This is a genomic window from Streptomyces sp. NPDC032198 (assembly GCF_040636975.1).
Taxonomy (GTDB): Bacteria; Actinomycetota; Actinomycetes; order Streptomycetales; family Streptomycetaceae; genus Streptomyces.
This window is the reverse complement of sequence record NZ_JBEZVL010000011.1, coordinates 296,690-315,092: the sequence shown is the minus strand read 5'-3', so window position 1 is coordinate 315,092 and position 18,403 is coordinate 296,690. Positions and strand designations below refer to the sequence as shown.

The window sequence follows — 18,403 nt, the reverse complement described above, 5'->3', positions numbered from 1 at the left end:
GCTGGTCGTGCGTGAGCTGCTGCTAGTGGTGCGAGGAACTACTTGACGTTGACGCCGGTCCAGGCCGCCTCGACGCCCTTGTACTCGGCCGAGTCCGCGCCGAACAGGTCCTTCGCGGCGCTCAGCGTGCCCTCACGGGCCGCCTTGTAGTCCGTCGTCGTCGTGAAGTACGACGTCAGGGCCTTGAACCAGATCTTCTCGGCCTTGTCGCGGCCGATGCCCTCGACCTTGGAGCCGTCGGCGGTCGGGGAGTCGTACTTGACGCCGTTGATCTCCTTCGCGCCGCTGCCCTCGGACAGCAGGTAGAAGAAGTGGTTGGCGATGCCGGAGGAGTAGTGGACGTCGGTGTTGCCCGCGTCCGCGCTCCAGTTGTCCAGGGACTGGCCGTCCTTGGAGGGCTTGTCCATGTAGCGCAGCGGCGAGCCGTCGCCGTTGATGTCGATCTCCTCGCCGATGAGGTAGTCGCCGACGTCTTCCTTGTTCTTGGCGCTGAACTCGACCGAGGTGCCGAAGATGTCGGAGGTCGCCTCGTTCAGGCCGCCCGACTCACCGCTGTACTCCAGGTTGGCGGTGGCCGCGGTGACGCCGTGCGACATCTCGTGGCCCGCGACGTCGATCGACGTCAGGGGCTTCTTGTCGCCCTCGCCGTCGCCGTACGTCATGCAGAAGCAGCTGTCGTCCCAGAAGGCGTTGACGTAGGCCTTGCCGTAGTGGACGCGCGAGGTCGCGCCCTTGCCGTCGCCCTTGATGCCTTCACGGCCGTGCACGTTCTTGTAGTAGTCCCAGGTGAGCTGGGCGCCGTAGGCGGCGTCGACGGCGGCGGTCTGGGCGTCGTCCGCCTTGCCGTTGCCCCACGTGTCGTCGTCGTCCGTGACGAGCTTGCCCTCGCCGCTCTCGCTGTGGTCCAGGTTGAACGTCGAGTGCCCGCCGCGCGCGTCGTCGGTCAGATCGAAGCCGCTGGAGCCCTTCTTGGAGCCGATCTCGACGTCGCCGCTGTACTGGCTGTGCCCGGCGCCGTTCTCGATGGCCTGGTACTGGAAGAGCTTCTTGCCCGTGGCCGCGTCGGTGATGACGTGCAGCTTGCTGGGCGTGCCGTCCTTCTGGACGCCGGTGACGACGGTCTCGTGGGCGAGGACCGGCTTGCCGGACGCGGCCCAGACGACCTTGCGCGTCGTCTGCGCGTCGGCCTTCTTGGTGTCGCCGGACTTGGCGGCGGTCGACTCGGCGGACTTCGCGGCCGACTTGGCCCCGACCTTCGCGGAGGTGGAGGCGACCTTGATGGTGGCCTTGGCCGCCTTGGTCACGCTCTTGACCGAGCCGCTCTTCGCGGTGTGGACGACGAGGTCGCCGCCGAGGACGGGCAGGCCGTCGTAGGTGCGCTCGTAGCGGGTGTGCGTGGTGCCGTCGCGGTCCTTGACGACGTCACGGACGACGAGCTTCTCCTTGGCGCCCAGACCGATCTTCTCGGCGGTGGCGGCCTTGTCCGCGTTCGCGTCCTGCAACAGGCCGGCGCGGGCGGTGGAGGAGAGCGCGATCTGCGATCCGGCGGGCGCGGCAGCCTGGTCGGACTGCGCGGAGGCCCCGGTGGCCAGACCGCCTGCGAGAAGTGCTCCGGCGGCAACGGCGGTGGCGATGGCCAGCGTTGAGCGCTTCCGGGATATGTGGGGGGTCACGCATGCTCCTTCTGTGGGGGGCCCGGACGGCGTTGGGGAGCTGCCCGGGCTGAAAGATGCGGTGCGGGTGTACTGATGTTCAGTTGTGGCGTGCGAGGGAACAGTGCCAGTTGAGGCAGGTGCATGTCAGTCCCCTAGCCACAGGTTGGCCAGAAATCGTCCGTTGAGCGATGGTCCATGTACGCAATGCGAACGGCGTGTTACGCAGCCGGGGAGCCCAACAGCAGGACGCACGGGCGTACGCACGGGCGTACACGCGGGCGTACATGGGCACACATGGGTGCGCCGCCCCGGGGGAGTTGAACCACCCGGAGCGGCGCAGTCTGCATGTGCCCTCTTCAAGCCCGGTCAGGGCTTACGGGAACGTCAGCTTCCAGCTGTTGATGTAGCCGGTGTCCTGCGCGGCCACGTCCTGGACCTTCAGCTTCCAGGTGCCGTTGGCCACCTCGGACGAGGCGTTGACCGTGTAGGTCGCCTGGATGTTGTCCGCCGAGTCCGACGCGCTCGAGTTCTTCAGGCGGTACGTGGAACCGTCCGGGGCCACCAGGTCGACGACCAGGTCGCCGCGCCAGGTGTGGACGATGTCGACGCCGACCTTCAGGGTCGAGGGTGCGTTGCCCGTGCGGCCGGTGACGTTGACCGACGAGGTGACGGCCGCCCCGTTGTCCGGGATGGCGACGTCCGCGGTGTTCTCGAAGTCCGTGCCGCCGCCGGGGCCGCCGCGCGTGCCGACGTTGACCGCGGCCCAGGCATCGCCCACCGCCTTGTACTCGGCACTGGTGGTGCCGTACAGCTCACCGGCCGCCGCGAGGGTCCCGGTACGGGCCGCCGCGTAGTTGGTGGTCGTGGTGAACTTCGTCGTCAGCGCCTTGTACCAGATGAGCGAGGCCTTGTCGCGACCAATTCCGGCCACAGGCAGGCCATCCGAGGTCGGCGAGTCGTACGAGACGCCGTTGATGACCTTGGCGCCGCTGCCCTCGCTCAGCATGTAGTAGAAGTGGTTGGCGACACCGGACGAGTAGTGCACGTCGATGCCACCGATGCCCGAGTACCACGAGTCCTTGGACCCGCCGTCCTTGGAGGGCTTGTCCATGTAGCGCAACGGGGTGCCGTTGCCGTTGATGTTGATCTTCTCGCCGACGAGGTAGTCGCCCACGTCCTGCGGGTTGTTGGCGTTGAACTCCACGGCCGCCGCGAAGATGTCGGAGGTGGCCTCGTTCAGGCCGCCGGACTCACCGCTGTACTGCATGTTGCCGGTGGCCGACGTCACGCCGTGCGTCATCTCGTGGGCCGCCACGTCGATGGACGTCAGCGGCTTGGAGTTGCCCGAGCCGTCGCCGTACGTCATGCAGAAGCAGCCGTCGTCCCAGAAGGCGTTGACGTAGTTGTTGCCGTAGTGGACCCGGGAGTACGCGCCGACGCCGTCACCGCGGATACCGGTGCGTCCGTGCACGTTCTTGTAGTAGTCCCAGGTGAGCTGGGCGCCGTAGGCGGCGTCCGCGCCCGCGGTCTCCAGGTTGGAGGCCTGCCCGTTGCCCCACACGTCGTCCGGGCCCGAGAAGAGCGTGCCGGTGCCGGATGTGCCGTGGTTGAGGTTGTACGTCTTGTGGCTGCCGCGTGCGGTGTCGGTCAGGGTGTAGTTCGACCCCGACTGCACGCTGCCCACGGTGACCTGACCGCTGTACTGGGTGTTGCCCGTGCCGTTCTCGATGCCCTGCCACTGGAAGATCTTCTTGCCGGTGGCCGCGTCCGTGATGACGTGCAGCTCGTTCGGGGTGCCGTCGTGCTGAAGCCCGCCGACCACCGTCTCGTACGCGAGAGTCGGCTCGCCCTTGGCCATCCAGACGACCTTGCGCGGCGCGCGGTCCGCGTCGGTCTTCTTCGACCCCTCGGCCTTCGCCGCTGCGAGCGCCTGCTTCTCGGCGGTCGCGGCCTTCACGTCGGCGCTGGTGTCGACGCCCTTGAGCTGCTTCTTCGAGGCCTTGATGACGCCCTCGGTCTTCCCGGACTTCGCCTCGTCGACCACCAGGTCGCCGCCGAGGACCGGCAGGCCCTCGTAGGTGCGCTCGTAACGGGTGTGCGTCGTGCCGTCGGCGTCCTTGATGACGTCACGGACGACGAGCTTTTCCTTTGCGCCGAGCCCCAGGTCCTTGGCCGTGTCCGCCTTGGTGGCATTGGCGTCCTTGAGGAGCGCCGCACGCTGGGCGGGACTGAGCTTCACGGGCAGGGAACCGGGGTCGGCCTTGCCTATCTTTCCGGCGGCCGAGGTCTTGGCCGGTGATATCGCGGGGCCGTCGGCCGATGCCGGGCCCGTCTGGAAGGCCACCGCCACGAGGGCGGCGACGGCGGTCAGGGCGCCGGCGGCGGTGGCGCGTCGGTGGGAGGCAGGTCTGTGAGAGGTGCTTCTCAACACGGACTCCTTCTGCGTGGCCGTGGGTTACGCGGCCAGGGGGACCGGGCGGCGCGGTCGTGCCGTCCGGGCAGAACAAGGCAGAACGTGGAGCTGGGATTACGAAGGGTGGAGCGAGGCGGATCCAAGTGGATCCAGGTGGAGCTGGGAATCGAGGGGAAGAGTGGCACCGGCGCGCTCTGTTTGTCAGGGGTGCGTCAAGAGTTGGCCGGAACTGGTCCGCTGCCCGGTGGGGCACGTTCGATATACGGAGGGGTCGCTCAAGGTCAAGAGCTTCGCATTGTTCGAGGAGAGCCGGTCACCGGGGCCCTGAGCGGCGTGGCTGATTCCGCACCCCAACGCCTGCCGGAATCCGTTGGGTTGAGGAACCGGTCGAGGCGGGGTCCGCGCTCAGAAGTTGTAGGGCTTCTCGGTGTTCCAGTTGGTGACCTCGGCGTCGGACCAGGTGAACTCGGACTGTGCGCCCTTGCCGTCGAGGGCGCTCGTCTCGGTGCCGGGCCCGGTGTAGCCGGTCCGGTCGCTCAGGGCGAGGGAGAGGTCAGTCGACGAGTGGGTCCTGCCGCCGACGGTGAAGAGCGCGATGGCGGAGTAGACCTTGCCGCCGGGCTCGACCGTGATCTGCGAGGAGCCGCCGGGGGCGTCCTTGGCGGAGTGCGGCACGACCTTCGAGGTGTTGCCGAGCATCACCGACGGCATCGAAGTGATCCAGCAGGACGTGGAGTCGGCGTTCGTCGCGGTGACCAGGAGGTGCTCGCCCTGCTCCGAGGGGAAGCGGTGCACCACGGAGTACGACATCTCGTCGCCCTTGCACGGCTTGGTCTGCTTGGCGTGGCCTGCGCCACCGTTCTTCCCGGGCCCGTCCGTCGTCACGGTCACCGTCCCCTCGGAGCTCTTCGAGCCGTCGGCGGTGGCGACGGTCCTGCTCGCACCGCCCTTCGAGGCGTTGTCGCCCGAGTCGTCGGAGCCACCGCAGGCGATCAGGGACAGGGCGAGCGCGGCGGTGCTGCCGGCGAGGACGGCGGCGCGGATCCGGTTCGTACGCATGCTGAGGTTCCCCCGTGCGGTGGTGGGTGCGGGGCCTGCTGGTCGTTCCCGCTGTGGACACCAATGTGGCCGCACCCACTGGCGTCCCGCTCACGCCCTGCTGACGTCCCGCTAACGCTCGCGTCGCGTCGTGTTGCGTCGCGTCGCGTTGCGTCGCGTCGGCGGGACGGCGACGGCTAACCGACCACGCTGTCCCGCCATGCCCGGTGCAGATCAGCGAACGAGCCGCTCCCCGCGATCAGTTCGGCCGGAGTGCCGTCCTCGACCACCCGCCCGTCCTCCATCACGAGCACCCGGTCGGCGATCTCCACCGTGGAGAGCCGGTGGGCGATCACCACGGCGGTGCGCCCGCGCAGCACCGTGTGCATGGCGCGCTGCACGGCCCGCTCGCCCGGGATGTCGAGCGAGCTGGTCGCCTCGTCGAGGATCAGCACCGCCGGGTCGGCGAGCAGCGCCCGAGCGAAGGCGACCAACTGCCGCTGACCGGCGGAGATACGGCCACCCCGCTTGCGTACGTCGGTGTCGTAGCCGTCGGGCAGGGACACGATGAAGTCATGCGCCCCGATGGCCTTCGCCGCCTGCTCGATGTCCTCGCGGGTGGCGTCCGGGCGGCCGATGGCGATGTTCTCGGCGACGGTCCCGGAGAAGAGGAAGGCCTCCTGGGTGACCATGACGACGCCGCGCCGGAGCTCCGCGTTGGCGAGATCCCGCAGGTCGACCCCGTCGAGCAGGACCCGGCCCTCCGTCGGGTCGTAGAAGCGGGCGAGCAGCTTGGCGAGCGTCGACTTGCCCGCGCCGGTGGAGCCGACGACGGCGACGGTCTGCCCGGCGGGCAGCGTCAGGTCGAAGCGGGGCAGGACCTCGCCGCCGGTCCGGTAGGCGAAGCGCACTCCGTCGAAGTCGACCTCGCGTCCCGGGTGTTCGGAGGCGAGGGCGGGCAGTGGCACCGCGCGGTCCGGATGCGGCTCGGGCACGGAGGGGGTCTGGGCGAGCAGCCCGGCGACCTTCTCCAGGGACGCGGCGGCCGACTGGTAGGAGTTCAGGAACATGCCGAGCCGGTCGATCGGGTCGTACAGGCGCCGCAGATACAGCACCGCCGCGGCGAGGACGCCGAGCGCGAGGGTGCCGTCGGTGACGCGGTAGGCACCCCACAGGACGATGCCGGCGACGGCGGTGTTGGCGACGAGCCGGGAGCCGACCACGTAGCGGGCCATCTCCAGCATCGCGTCGCCGTTCGACCGCTCGTGGTGGTGGTTGAGCACGGCGAACTCCGCCTCGTTGGCGCGCTCGCGGCGGAACGCGCGGACCGGGCGGATGCCGTTCATCGTCTCGGCGAACTTCACGATGACGGCGGCGATCGCCGTGGACCGCTTCCCGAAGAGGGGGCCCGCGCGGTGCTGGTACCGGCGTACGAGGAGGTAGAGCGGCACGAACGACGCGACCGCCGCCGCGCCGAGGCTCAGGTCGAGCCAGAGCAGCATCGCCGAGATGTAGACGAAGGAGAGGATGACGGTGATCAGCTCCTGCAGCCCCTCGCTGAGGAGTTCCCGCAGGGATTCCACGTCGGTGGTGGACCGGGAGATGAGCCGCCCCGAGGTGTACCGCTCGTGGAAGTCCACGCTGAGGGCCTGCGCGTGCCGGAAGATGCGCCCGCGCAGATCGAGCAGTACGTCCTGGTTGACGCGGGCGGAGGCCACGATGAACGCGTACTGGAACGCGCCGGATGCTCCCGCGCAGAACAGATATCCGATGCCGATGACGACGAGGGGCCCGTAGTCGCCGGCCCGGACCGCGGGCACGCCGCTGTCGATGGCGTACGCGACGAGCAGCGGACCGCCCTGCACGGCGGCCTGCTGCAGGAGCAGCAGCACGGTGGCGAGGACGACCCGCCCCCGAAGCGGCGAGAGCAAGGAACGCAGCAGGGTGGAGGTGGCCCCGGGGGCAGCGGGAAGACTGTCCTTGTCGAAGTGATCGACGGGGTCTACGGGGTCTACGGGGTCGCCCCCGGCCCTCCCACCCGGGCAAACCCGCTCACCGCCCGCCTCGCTGTCCGGCGGTGAGAGGCGTTCCTCCTCGTCCGGCCCCGAGGTCCGTGACGCCGGTGTCGACGCGGTCATCGTGCGCCCTCCCCTTCCGCGGACGCGACGCCCGCCTCCGTCTGCCGGTCGGCGGACGGCCGGTCCGCTTGTGTTTTTGGCGTGGGGGTGAGCCGCGCGTCTGGCTTTCCGGCGGATGGCGTGCGGCCTGCATGTCCCCTCGCGGACGCCGGGTCCCATTGCTCCGCCTCGGGTGCCGGGCCCGTTTCCCCCGTCGTGGGAGTGGCCCCCGCCCCCGACATCAGCCACGCGTACTCGCCGTTCCCCCGCAGCAGTTCCTGGTGGGTGCCGATGGCGGTGATGCGGCCGTCGGAGAGCAGCGCGACGCGGTCGGCGAGCAGGACCGTGGACGGGCGGTGGGCCACCACCAGGGCCGTCGTGTCCTTCAGGACGCGGCGCAGAGCGGCCTCGACCAGGGCCTCCGTGTGGACGTCCAGCGCCGAGAGCGGGTCGTCGAGGACCAGGAAACTGGGGGTGCCGACCACCGCGCGGGCCAGCGCGAGACGCTGGCGCTGGCCGCCGGAGAGGCTCAGGCCCTGCTCGCCGACCTGCGTGGCCGTGCCCTGCGGCAGCGCGTGCGCGAAGTCGGCCTGGGCGATGTCGAGGGCCCGCTCCAACTCCACGTCGCCCGCGGCCTCTTCGGCGCCCATCAGGACGTTCTCGCCCACCGTCGCGGAGAACAGCGTCGGTTCCTCGAAGGCGACCGCCACCAGCGTGCGCAGCCGCTCGCGGTCCATCTCCGCGATGTCCTCGCCGTCCAGCGTGATGCGGCCCCCGCTTACCTCGTGCAGCCGGGGCACCAGCGCCGTCAGGGTCGTCTTGCCGCTGCCCGTGGCGCCGACGAGGGCGAGGGTCTCGCCGGGCCGGATGTGCAGGTCGATCCGGTCGAGCGCGGGCGGCGCGTCGGACGGCGCATCCGGGTAACGGAACTCCACACCGTGGAAGCGGAGCCCGGCTTCCATCGAGCCGGAGCCGGAGCCGGGCCCTGAGTCGCCCCCGGGCGAGGTGACGGCAGCCGAAGACTCCGGCTCCGCGTCCATCACCTCGAAGTACCGCTCCGTGGCCGTCGCCGACTCCTGGCTCATCGCGAGCAGGAACCCGATCGACTCCACCGGCCAGCGCAGCGCCAGCGCCGTGGAGAGGAACGCGACCAGCGTCCCCGTCGACAGGTCCCCGTCCGCCACCCGCACCGTCCCCAGGACGAGCGCCGCACCGATCGCGACCTCCGGCAGCGTCATGATCACCGCGTAGATCGCGGCGAGCAGCCGCGCCTTGGCCAGCTCCGTGCCCCGCAGCGTGTGCGAGAGCTCGTGGAACGCGCGCGCCTGACTGCGGTGGCGGCCGAAGCCCTTGATGATGCGGATGCCGAGCACGCTCTCCTCGACGACCGTCGTCAGATCGCCGACCTGGTCCTGGGCCCGCCGCGCCACGGCCATGTACCGGCCCTCGTAGTACGCGCAGACGATCACCAGCGGGACCAGCGGGGTGAGCAGCACCAGACCGAGTGCCCAGTCCTGCGCGACCAGGATGGCCATGCCGACCACGATCGTCGTCCCGTTCACGATCAGGAACGTCAGCGGGAAGGCGAGGAACATCCGCAGCAGCATCAGGTCCGTCGTGCCGCGCGACAGCAGCTGGCCCGAGGCCCAGCGGTCGTGGAAGGCCACCGGAAGCCGCTGCAGATGGCGGTAGAGATCCGCCCGCATCGCCGCCTCGACGGAGGCCAGCGGCCGTGCCACCAGCCATCGCCGCAGACCGAAGAGCAGCGCCTCCGCGACGCCGAGCAGCAGCAGGAGCAGGGCCCCGAGCCACACCCCGCCGAGGTCCCGGTCCGCCACCGGGCCGTCCACGAGCCACTTCAGTACGAGGGGGAAGACCAGCCCCGTACAGGAGGCGAGGATGGCGACAAATGCCGCGCTGAACAGGCGGGTTCGGACGGGGCGGACGTACGGCCACAGTCGCAGCAGCGTCCGTGCCGCGGAGCCTTCCCGGGCCGGGTCCTTGGTCGGTGCATCTGGTTTCGGCATCATGAGCGAGCCTACGGATGGCGACTGACAGAGCCCACCGAGTTTTGACCCGTCCCCGCTCGTCCCCTGGTCCTAAGACCAGGTCGGCAACCCCCCAGGGCCGGCCCGCACCGGCGAAGTCGTACCCCTCCATCAACCGATCGGCTGATGCCCCTTCGAGCGCGATGGGCGATGCCCGGGCCCCCGCCCACCGGCGAGGCTCGACCCATGCCCATCATCGAAGTGCACGACCTGCGCAAGGCCTACGGCGGACGGACCGTCGTCGACGGGGTCTCCTTCGCCGTCGAGGAGGGCGAGATCTTCGGCGTCCTCGGACCGAACGGCGCCGGCAAGACCACCACCGTGGAATGCGTCGAGGGCCTGCGCGTCCCCGACACCGGAACCGTCCGCGTCGCCGGGCTCGACCCTGTCGCCGACCACGACCGCGTCACCCGGATCCTCGGCGCCCAGCTCCAGGAGAGCGAGCTGCAGCCGAAGCTCACGGTGCGCGAGGCCCTGGAGCTGTACGCCGCGTTCTACCCGAACCCCGCGGACTGGCGCCCCCTCGCCGAACGCCTGCGCCTGACCGACAAGCTGGACAGCCGCTTCGGCAAGCTCTCCGGAGGCCAGAAGCAGCGCCTGTTCATCGCGCTCGCCCTGATCGGGAACCCGAAGGTCGTCGTGCTCGACGAGCTGACCACCGGGCTCGACCCGCGTGCCCGCCGCGACACCTGGCAGCTCATCGAGGACGTACGGGACAGCGGCGTCACCGTCCTCCTGGTCACGCACTTCATGGAGGAGGCCCAGCGCCTCTGCGACCGCATCGCGGTCATCGACCACGGGCGGATCGCCGCCCTGGACAGCCCGGCGGGCCTCATCAGCCGGGCCGCGGGATCGACCGTCATGTCCTTCACGCCGTCCGCGCCGCTCGACGAGCGCGAGCTCGCCGCGCTGCCCCGGGTGATCTCCGTCGACCAGCGCGACGGCCGCTACACCCTGAACGGCACCGACGAGACCGTCAACGCCGCCATCACGCTGCTCGCCCGGCACCACATCACCGCCCATCAACTCCGGGTCTCCGACGCCACGTTGGACGACGCGTTCCTCGATCTGACGGGAGCATCGGCATGACCACCGCCACGGTCCCTCACCCCGGCCGGACCGACGGGGCCTTCGCCGCCGTCCTCAAGGCGGAGCTGCGCCTCTTCCGCCGCGAGCCCGGCGCCCTCTTCTGGATCATGGCCTTTCCCACGATCCTGCTGGTGATCCTCGGCTCCATCCCCGACTTCCGGGAGCCGTCGGACTCGCTCGGCGGGCTCAGGATGATCGACGCGTACGTGCCCGTGACGGTGCTGCTCTCGCTGATCATGGCAGGCCTGCAGGCCATGCCGCCGCTCATCACCGGCTACCGCGAACGCGGCATCCTGCGCCGCATGTCCGCCACGCCCGTACGCCCCGCCGCCGTGCTCGGCGCGCAGATGGGCATCCACGGCGCGGCCGCCCTCGTCTCCGCACTGCTCTCGCTGACCGTGGGACGCGCCGTCTTCGACGTGCCGCTGCCGCGCCAGGCGTTCGGATACGTCCTCGCGCTGCTCCTCGCGATCCTGTGCGGGCTCGCCCTGGGCGCCCTGGTCTCGGCGCTCGCCCGCACCACGAAGGCCGCGACCGCCATCGGCTCCGCCGTCTTCTTCCCGACGATGTTCAGCGCCGGCGTCTGGCTGCCCGTGCAGGCCATGCCGGACACGCTCGCCCACATCGTGGAGGCCACCCCGCTCGGCGCCGCGTCCCAGGCGCTCGGCGACGCCGCCGCCGGTGACTGGCCCGGCCTGGTCCACCTGGGCGTTCTCGCGCTGTGGACCGTGGCCCTGACGGCCGGGGCATCGCGTTGGTTCAGGTGGGAGTGATCCGCACGTGACGTGGCTCGTCGAGGACACTGGGGCGGTGAGTACGAGCACGGCGGACGCCACGAAGATGATCGAACAGCGGTGGGGCCTGTTCCACCGCTGGGGCCCCTACGTCCTGCTTGGCTTCGGGCTGCTCATGGCCGTCGCGACGGGCGGCGTGGTCGGCATGGACCGGGGCGACTGGTACGTGGCCGGGACGCTGGTCGCCGCGGGCCTCGTGCTCCAGCTCGGGTGGGGCGCGCTGGCCCCCGCACGGCCGGAACCCACGCCCGCGTCCGTCGTCTACTACCTCCTGCGCTGGGCGATCGCCTTCGTCCTCACCTGGCTCAACCCGTTCTTCGCGTTCTACGCCGTCGTCGGCTATTTCGGCGCCGAGCGGCTGCTGCCCCCGCGCCTGGTCAAGCTCGGTCTCCTCCTCACCGCCGTCACCATGTCCGGCTCCCAGTCCGGCGGGCTTCCGCCGGACGGCGAGCTCGGCTGGGTCGTCTTCGGCGGGCTGTTCGCGGTGAACGTCGCGCTGCTCATGGTCTTCGCCCACCTCGCGGCGCAGGAGGAGCAGCGCGCCCTCGACGCCGCCGCCACCATCCTGGAGCTGGAGCGCACGAACAACGCCCTCCAGCAGGCCATGGACGAGAACGCCGCCCTGCACGCCCAGCTCCTCGTCCAGGCGCGGGAAGCGGGCGTCGCCGACGAGCGGCGGCGGCTCGCCGCCGAGATCCACGACACCATCGCGCAGGGCCTGACCGGCATCATCGCCCAGCTCCAGGTCGTCGCGAACGCGGGCGACGAGGGGCTGGCGTGCGAGCACCTGGGCCGCGCCGCCGACCTGGCCCGGCACAGCCTCGGCGAGGCCCGCCGCTCCGTCCACAACCTCTCCCCGACGGCCCTGGAGCACGACGCGCTGCCCGAGGCGCTGAAGAAGACGGTCACGGAGTGGTCCGAACGCACCGGCGTCCGCGCCGAGTTCACGGTCACCGGTACCGCCGAGCCGCTGCACGAGGAGATCGAGGCGACGCTCCTGCGCATCGTCCAGGAGGCCCTGTCCAACGCCTCGCGGCACGCGGCGGCCACCCGCCTCGGCGTCACCCTCTCGTACATGGACGGCGAGGTCGCCCTGGACGTGCGCGACGACGGCCGCGGCTTCGACCCACTGGCCCTGGTGCAGCGCAGCGGCTCCGGCGGCTTCGGCCTCGACGGCATGCGGGCCCGCGCCGAACGCGTCGCGGGCTCGTTCACCGTGGAATCGGAACCGGGTCAGGGCACCGCTCTCTCGGCTCGCGTACCGTTGGTCCGCCATGGATGACCTGATCACTCTGCTCGTCGTCGACGACCACCCCGTCGTACGCGACGGCCTGCGCGGCATGTTCCAGTCGGCCCCCGGCTTCGAGGTGCTCGGCGAGGCCGCCGACGGCGTCGAGGCCGTCGCCCTGGTGGAGCGCCTCGACCCCGATGTCGTCCTGATGGACCTGCGCATGCCGGGCGGCAACGGCGTCGACGCGATCGCCGAGCTCGCCCGGCGCGGCTCGCGCTCCCGCGTCCTGGTCCTCACCACGTACGACACGGACTCGGACACGATCCCCGCGATCGAGGCGGGCGCGACGGGCTACCTCCTCAAGGACGCGCCGCGCGACGAGCTGTTCACCGCGGTCCGGGCGGCGGCCCAGGGCCGCACGGTCCTCTCGCCCGCCGTCGCATCCCGGCTCGTCTCACGCGTGCGTGCCCCCGGCAACGAACCGCTGAGCACCCGCGAACGGGAGGTGCTCGCGCTCGTCGCCAAGGGCACGTCGAACCGTGCGATCGCCGTCGAACTCTTCATCAGCGAGGCCACGGTCAAGACGCATCTCACCCACATCTACGGCAAGTTGGGCGTCAAGGACCGCGCGGCGGCGGTGGCTACGGCGTACAGCAGAGGAATTCTCGGCTGACGCCGGTCGGGCCCCGCAGGGGTGCGGGGAACTGCGCGACCAGCCACGGACGGCCCGCAGCCAACGGACGAGCGACTAGACGGTCTGCCAGAGCGCGGGAGTGTTCGGCGGCTCCCAGCCGACCTGCGCCTGGTGTCCCTGCAGGCAGCGGTACGTCGTACCGCCGTAGGTGACCGAGTCACCCGGGGCGTAGACCTTGCCCGCGGCCCACGTGCCGCCCGGCTCGGGATCACCGGGGCCGGGGTCACCGCCACCCGTCGTCTTCAGCGTCAGTCCGAACTGCTGGAGCAGCGGGTTGATGGGCTGGTGGAACGTCGTCCCGCCGCTGGAGCAGTTGCCCGAGCCGCCCGAGGTGACGCCCTGCGCCTGGCTGCCGGATATGAAGGAGCCGCCCGAGTCGCCGGGTTCCGCGCAGACCGTCGTCTGCGTCACGCCGCTGATGGTGCCCTCGGGGTAGGTGACGCTGGTGTTGTGCTGCTGGATCGTGCCGCAGTGCCACCCCGTAGTGGAGCCGGAACGGCAGATCGACGCACCCACCGGGGACTGTGTGGAGCCCCCGACGCCGACCCGTTGCCCGCCCTGGCCCTTCACGTACGGGGTGGCGGTCCACTGGGAGTTGACGGCGACCCAGGCCATGTCCCTGCCGGGGAAGATCGAGGCCTGGAACGTGCCCTGGGCCACCTGGTTGTAGCCGCTGGTCGCGGTGCCGGCCCGCCCGCAGTGGCCCGCCGTGGCGAAGCCCTGCTGGGTGCCCTTGGTGACCGGGAAGCCGATGGAGCAGCGGCCGCCCATGTAGTACGCCTCGCCGCCCACGAGGTCGTAGAGCGGGCGCGGCCGTTCCTTGGTCTTCTCGACGCGTACGAGGGAGGGGCCGAGCCCCGCGGCGGAGACGAGGGACTTCGCGGCGGCGGGCCGCACGGCACGCACCACGACCGCGTTGGAGCGTACGTCGACGTACCAGACGGGAGCGTCGCGCGTAGCCGCCGTCTTCGCGGCGCGGTCCAACTGCCTCTTTGCCGCGTCCAGTTGAGCGGCAGAGTGCCGCACCACCTCGGCCCGCGCACCCCGGGCCTCGATCGCGGGGACGTCCGAGGCGTCGGTGGTCGCCACGGTGAGCCGCGCCGACGTGGCGCCGTGCACCCAGGCGCCCGCGAAGTCACGGCCGAGCGCGGCCCGCAGGGCTCCCGCGACGGCGCCGGCCTCGGCCTCGTTGACCAGACGGGCCTCGGCCTGCGCCGACGTGAGGCCGAGGTCCCGCCGCATGGCCTTCAGGACCTCGGGCGATGTCCTGTCGACGGCGGCGGTCTCGGCGGGGGAGGGCACAGTGGACGCGGCGGGGTCGGCCTGGGCGCTCGCGGTGCCGGGCAGACCCGCGAGGGCCAGGGCGCCGGCCGCGGCGAGCGCGGCGCACGCGGCGGCGGCGCGTCTGGGGTGGATGGGGGGCATGGGGCATCTCCTCGGTACGAGGGCCGAGCGGACCGGTGAGGGGGACGGCCAGCGGATCGCCCACACCGTAGAACCCTCAACTGCCCCCCAGTAGCTGTCATCCGACCCCCGCCCCCAACGTTATGGAAGCCCGCCCGCGACGCTCAGAGAGGCTGCGACGAGACCCCCACAAGCCAAGCCGCGCGTCGCGGCATGGGAGGCCGGTGGCGGTGCTCGTGAAGGCTGCGGGTGGGTGGTCGTGAGGCGCGGGGCGCGGGGCGATGTTGAGGCAGGCTGCGGGCCTGCGCTCACGGAGCCGCGGCCCGGCGCTCAGGGAAGGCGGGTCGGCGCTCGCGGAGGCTGTGGCGAGGGCCCCGCGAGCCACGCCGTGCGGCTCTCGCCGCGCGTCGCGGCATGGGAGGCCGGTCGCGGTGCGCATGAAGGCTGCGGGTGGGTGGTCGTGAGGCGCGGGGCGTTGCTGAGGCAGGCTGCGGGCCTGCGTCACGGAAGCCGCAGCCCGGCGTTCACGGGAGCTGTGGTCAAGGTGCTGCCAGCCATGCCGTGTAGCTTTCGCTGCGGGCCGCTGCTTCGGCGTGGGCCGTGCGGGCCTGGGCGTAGACGGCGGGGGCGGTGTCCTGGGCCGGGGACGCCGGATGCCAGCCGAGCAGGTGCCGCCAGTACAGCGGCGCCCCGGAGAGCGGCCGGGTCACCAGGCCCGGCGTCGGCGGGAACGTCGCCCGGCAGAGCCCCACCGCCCGCCCCACCTGGACCAGATGGACGCAGGACGCCACGTCCGTCTCGTACACGGAGGAAGGCGTGAACCCCGCGCGGGCGCACGCCGCGGTGAAGCAGTCCGCGAAGCAGCCGTCGCCCGGCACGTCGGTCCACGCCTCGTCCGCGAGCTCGACCAGGCCGATCTCACCGCGGGCCGCCAACCGGTGCCCGGTGGGCAGCATGACGAAGACCGGGTCACGGGCGACCTCCCGCCACACGAGCAGCTCGCTCTCCGGCGGCGCGCTCGCCCCGCAGGTCCCCACCAGCGCGAAGTCGAGGCGCCCGTCGGCCGTGCGGGACGCGATCTCCCGCTCCGACCAGGAGGTGTGGGTGGTCACCCGCGCCCCCGGGTGCGCGGCGGCGAGCCGGTCCACCAGCGCGCCGAGCAGCGGCCCGTGCGTCGCGCCGAGCCGGAAACCGGCGCCGCCCTCCCAGGCCCGGCCGAACCGCAGCGCCTCCTCCCGCAGGCCGCTGACCGCCGGAAGCACGACCCGGGCACGGGCCAGCACGAACTCCCCGAGCGCGGTGGCCCGCACCCCGTGCCGCCCCCGCTCGAAGAGTTCCCCTCCCAAGGCGCGCTCGATCCGCTTGAGCTGTGCGCTCAGGGCGGGCTGCGCGAGCCCGAGCGCGGTGGCGGCCTTGGTCAGGCTGCCCGCGTCGGCGATCGCCCGGATCGTCTTCAGGTGCCTCAACTCCAGGTCCATCACCCGAGCTTGACCGGCACGGGGAAGCGCGGCAATGGGCAGGTTCGGACCAATGAGGCCGCCGCGCCGCGCTCACGTCACCCGCCCCTCCCCGCCACCCCCTCACGCACCCGCAGCAACAGCACCGACCGCCCCGCCACCGTGACCGTCGTGGCGGCGCGCAGGACCGTGCAGGGGGCGGCGCCCTGCTCCTCCAGGGAGGTGTCCACCACCACCTCGTACGCCTGCGCCCAAGGCGCCCCCGGCAGCACGAAGCCGCTCGCACCGTCCGCCGCGTGCAGGATCGCGAGGAAGCTGTCGTCGACGACCGGTGCGCCCCGAGCGTCACGGCCCGGTATGTCACGGCCGGACAGATACATGCCGAGCGTCGCGGCCGGCGCGTACCAGTCGCCCTCCGTCATCTCCGTCCCGCGCGCGGTGAACCACGCCAGGTCCCGCAGCCCGTCCGCCGAATGCGCACGGCCGGAGAAGAAGGCCCGCCGCCGCAGCACGGGATGCCGGTGCCGCAGCGCGATCAGCCGGGACGTCAGGTCGAAGAGCGCGCCCCAGCCCGGCTCGTCGAGCAGCCCCCAGTCCACCCAGCTGACCTCGTTGTCCTGGCAGTACGCGTTGTTGGAGCCCCCTTGCGTACGCCCCATCTCGTCCCCGGCCACGAGCATCGGCACCCCCGTCGAGAGCAGCAGCGTCGTCAGCAGATTGCGCAGCTGGCGCCGTCGCAGCTCCGTCACCCGCTCGTCCCCCGTCTCGCCCTCCACGCCGCAGTTCCAGGCGCGGTTGTCGTCCGAACCGTCCCTGTTCCCCTCACCGTTGGCCTCGTTGTGCTTGCGCTCGTAACTCACCAGGTCCCGCAGCGTGAACCCGTCGTGCGCCGTCACGAAGTTCACCGACGCGTACGGACGGCGTCCGCCCCACGCGTACAGGTCGCTCGACCCGGAGAGCCGGTAGCCCAGATCCCGCACATCGGGCAGCGCGCCTCGCCAGAAGTCCCGCACCGCACCCCGGTAGCGGTCGTTCCACTCCGTCCACAGCGGAGGGAAGGCCCCCACCTGGTAGCCGCCGGACCCCACGTCCCACGGCTCGGCGATCAGCTTCACGCGCCGCAGCACCGGGTCCTGCGCGATCACCGCGAGGAAGGGGGAGAGCATGTCGACGTCGTGGAACGAACGCGCGAGCGCCGCCGCCAGATCGAAGCGGAACCCGTCCACGCCCATCTCGGTCACCCAGTAGCGCAAGGAGTCCGTGATCAGGCGGAGCACGTGCGGCTGCACCACCTGGAGCGTGTTCCCACAGCCCGTGTAGTCCGCGTAACGCCGCGCGTCGGACGGCTGAAGCCGGTAGTAGCCGCGGTTGTCGATGCCCTTGAGCGAGAACACCGGGCCCAGTTCGCCCGCCTCCGCCGTGTGGTTGTAGACGACGTCCAGGATCACCTCGATCCCGGCCTCGTGCAGCGCCCGCACCATCCGCTTGAACTCGCCGACCTGCTCGCCCCGCGTCCCCGACGCGGCGTACCCCGCGTGCGGTGCGAAGTAGCCGATCGAGTTGTAGCCCCAGTAGTTCCGCAGGCCTCGCTGCAGGAGATGGTCCTCATGGGCGAACTGGTGCACGGGCAGCAGCTCCACCGCCGTCACCCCGAGCCGCACGAGATGGCCGATCGCCGCCGGATGCGCCAGACCCGCGTACGTCCCCCGCAGGTTCTCCGGAATCCCCGGGTGCAGCTTGGTGAAGCCGCGTACGTGGACCTCGTAGATGACCGAGTCCGCCCACGGCGTCTTCGGGCGCCGGTCGTCGGCCCATTCGTCGTCCGGGGCGTCGTCGTGCACGACCACACCCTTGGGGACGAACGGCGCCGAGTCCCGGTCGTCCCGCACCGTGTCGGCCACCTGCTGCTGGGGCCAGTCCCGCACGTGCCCGTACACCTCGGGCGGCAGACCGTGCTCGGCGAAGTCGCCGTCCACCGCACGCGCGTACGGATCGAGGAGCAGTTTCGCCGGGTTCCAGCGGGCGCCCGTCCACGGGTCCCAGCGGCCGTGCACGCGGTAGCCGTAGCGCTGCCCCGGACGGACGCCCGGTAGGAAGCCGTGCCATATCTCGTGCGTCAGTTCCGTCAGCGACGTCCGCGTCTCCACGCCCCGCTCGTCGAACAGGCAGAGCTCGACGGCCTCCGCACCCCCCGCCCACAGCGCGAAGTTGGTGCCCGCGACCCCGTCGGGCCCCACCCTGAACCGGGCGCCGAGCGGCGTCGGCGCCCCCGGCCAGGCGGGCCGGGCGCGCGCCACCGAAGCCGCCCGCGGCGCGGCGCGCGCCTCCGGCCGCGTGGACGTCCCGTTCACGACGGCCTTCCCGTTCCCCGCGGCCGCGTCCGTCCCGCGCCGCCCACCCCGGAGTGCTTCCTGTTCGGCTGCGCTGGACACCCATTCGCCTCCTGCGGCTCGACCCCTGCCG

Annotated in this window: 12 protein-coding genes; 4 read left to right on the top strand and 8 right to left on the bottom strand. The window is 71.5% G+C overall.

Annotation, left to right across the window (positions count from 1 at the left end):
- Positions 1-38 precede the first annotated feature (38 nt).
- From AB0E78_RS29225 to AB0E78_RS29205, 5 genes are all read right to left on the bottom strand, one after another.
- Positions 39-1,673 carry a M4 family metallopeptidase gene (locus AB0E78_RS29225; RefSeq protein WP_361838446.1) on the bottom strand — a complete coding sequence of 545 codons (1,635 nt, stop codon included), beginning with the start codon at positions 1,671-1,673 and terminating at the stop codon, positions 39-41.
- 355 nt (positions 1,674-2,028) lie between these two features.
- Entirely contained in the window at positions 2,029-4,086 is a 2,058-nt protein-coding gene (locus AB0E78_RS29220) for a M4 family metallopeptidase (protein WP_361838443.1), read from the bottom strand.
- A 387-nt stretch (positions 4,087-4,473) separates the two neighbouring features.
- A complete protein-coding gene (locus AB0E78_RS29215) occupies positions 4,474-5,127 on the bottom strand; it encodes a DUF4232 domain-containing protein (protein ID WP_361838440.1) in 654 nt (217 codons plus the stop codon).
- A gap of 176 nt (positions 5,128-5,303) precedes the next feature.
- Positions 5,304-7,244 (bottom strand): ABC transporter ATP-binding protein, encoded by a 1,941-nt coding sequence (locus AB0E78_RS29210; RefSeq protein WP_361838438.1) that lies wholly within the window; start codon positions 7,242-7,244, stop codon positions 5,304-5,306.
- The gene (locus AB0E78_RS29205) at positions 7,241-9,250 is read right to left on the bottom strand and encodes an ABC transporter ATP-binding protein (protein WP_361838435.1); all 2,010 of its coding nucleotides are present in this window, start codon (positions 9,248-9,250) and stop codon (positions 7,241-7,243) included. Before AB0E78_RS29205 ends, AB0E78_RS29210 begins: the two co-directional genes overlap by 4 nt.
- Before the next feature lie 207 nt (positions 9,251-9,457).
- Between AB0E78_RS29205 and AB0E78_RS29200 the strand changes: the two genes are divergently transcribed.
- The 4 genes from AB0E78_RS29200 to AB0E78_RS29185 all read left to right on the top strand — a co-directional run bounded on the left by AB0E78_RS29200 (position 9,458) and on the right by AB0E78_RS29185 (position 13,058).
- Positions 9,458-10,360, top strand: coding sequence for an ABC transporter ATP-binding protein (locus AB0E78_RS29200; RefSeq protein ID WP_361838432.1), 903 nt, complete (start codon positions 9,458-9,460; stop codon positions 10,358-10,360).
- The gene (locus AB0E78_RS29195) at positions 10,357-11,133 is read left to right on the top strand and encodes an ABC transporter permease (protein WP_361838429.1); all 777 of its coding nucleotides are present in this window, start codon (positions 10,357-10,359) and stop codon (positions 11,131-11,133) included. Before AB0E78_RS29200 ends, AB0E78_RS29195 begins: the two co-directional genes overlap by 4 nt.
- Before the next feature lie 67 nt (positions 11,134-11,200).
- Positions 11,201-12,436, top strand: coding sequence for a sensor histidine kinase (locus tag AB0E78_RS29190; RefSeq protein WP_361838500.1), 1,236 nt, complete (start codon positions 11,201-11,203; stop codon positions 12,434-12,436).
- Positions 12,429-13,058 carry a response regulator transcription factor gene (locus AB0E78_RS29185; RefSeq protein WP_361838426.1) on the top strand — a complete coding sequence of 210 codons (630 nt, stop codon included), beginning with the start codon at positions 12,429-12,431 and terminating at the stop codon, positions 13,056-13,058. The genes AB0E78_RS29190 and AB0E78_RS29185 overlap by 8 nt, the downstream gene beginning before the upstream one ends.
- 75 nt (positions 13,059-13,133) lie before the next feature.
- On the opposite strand, the gene AB0E78_RS29180 is transcribed toward AB0E78_RS29185, so the two are convergent.
- The 3 genes from AB0E78_RS29180 to glgX form a co-directional block, all read right to left on the bottom strand.
- Positions 13,134-14,504 carry an alpha-lytic protease prodomain-containing protein gene (locus AB0E78_RS29180; RefSeq protein ID WP_361838424.1) on the bottom strand — a complete coding sequence of 457 codons (1,371 nt, stop codon included), beginning with the start codon at positions 14,502-14,504 and terminating at the stop codon, positions 13,134-13,136.
- Positions 14,505-15,022: 518 nt separating this feature from the next.
- A complete protein-coding gene (locus AB0E78_RS29175) occupies positions 15,023-15,961 on the bottom strand; it encodes a LysR family transcriptional regulator (protein WP_361838421.1) in 939 nt (312 codons plus the stop codon).
- A gap of 77 nt (positions 15,962-16,038) precedes the next feature.
- A complete protein-coding gene (gene glgX / locus AB0E78_RS29170; protein WP_361838419.1) occupies positions 16,039-18,372 on the bottom strand; it encodes a glycogen debranching protein GlgX in 2,334 nt (777 codons plus the stop codon).
- Between the last annotated feature and the right edge of the window lie 31 nt (positions 18,373-18,403).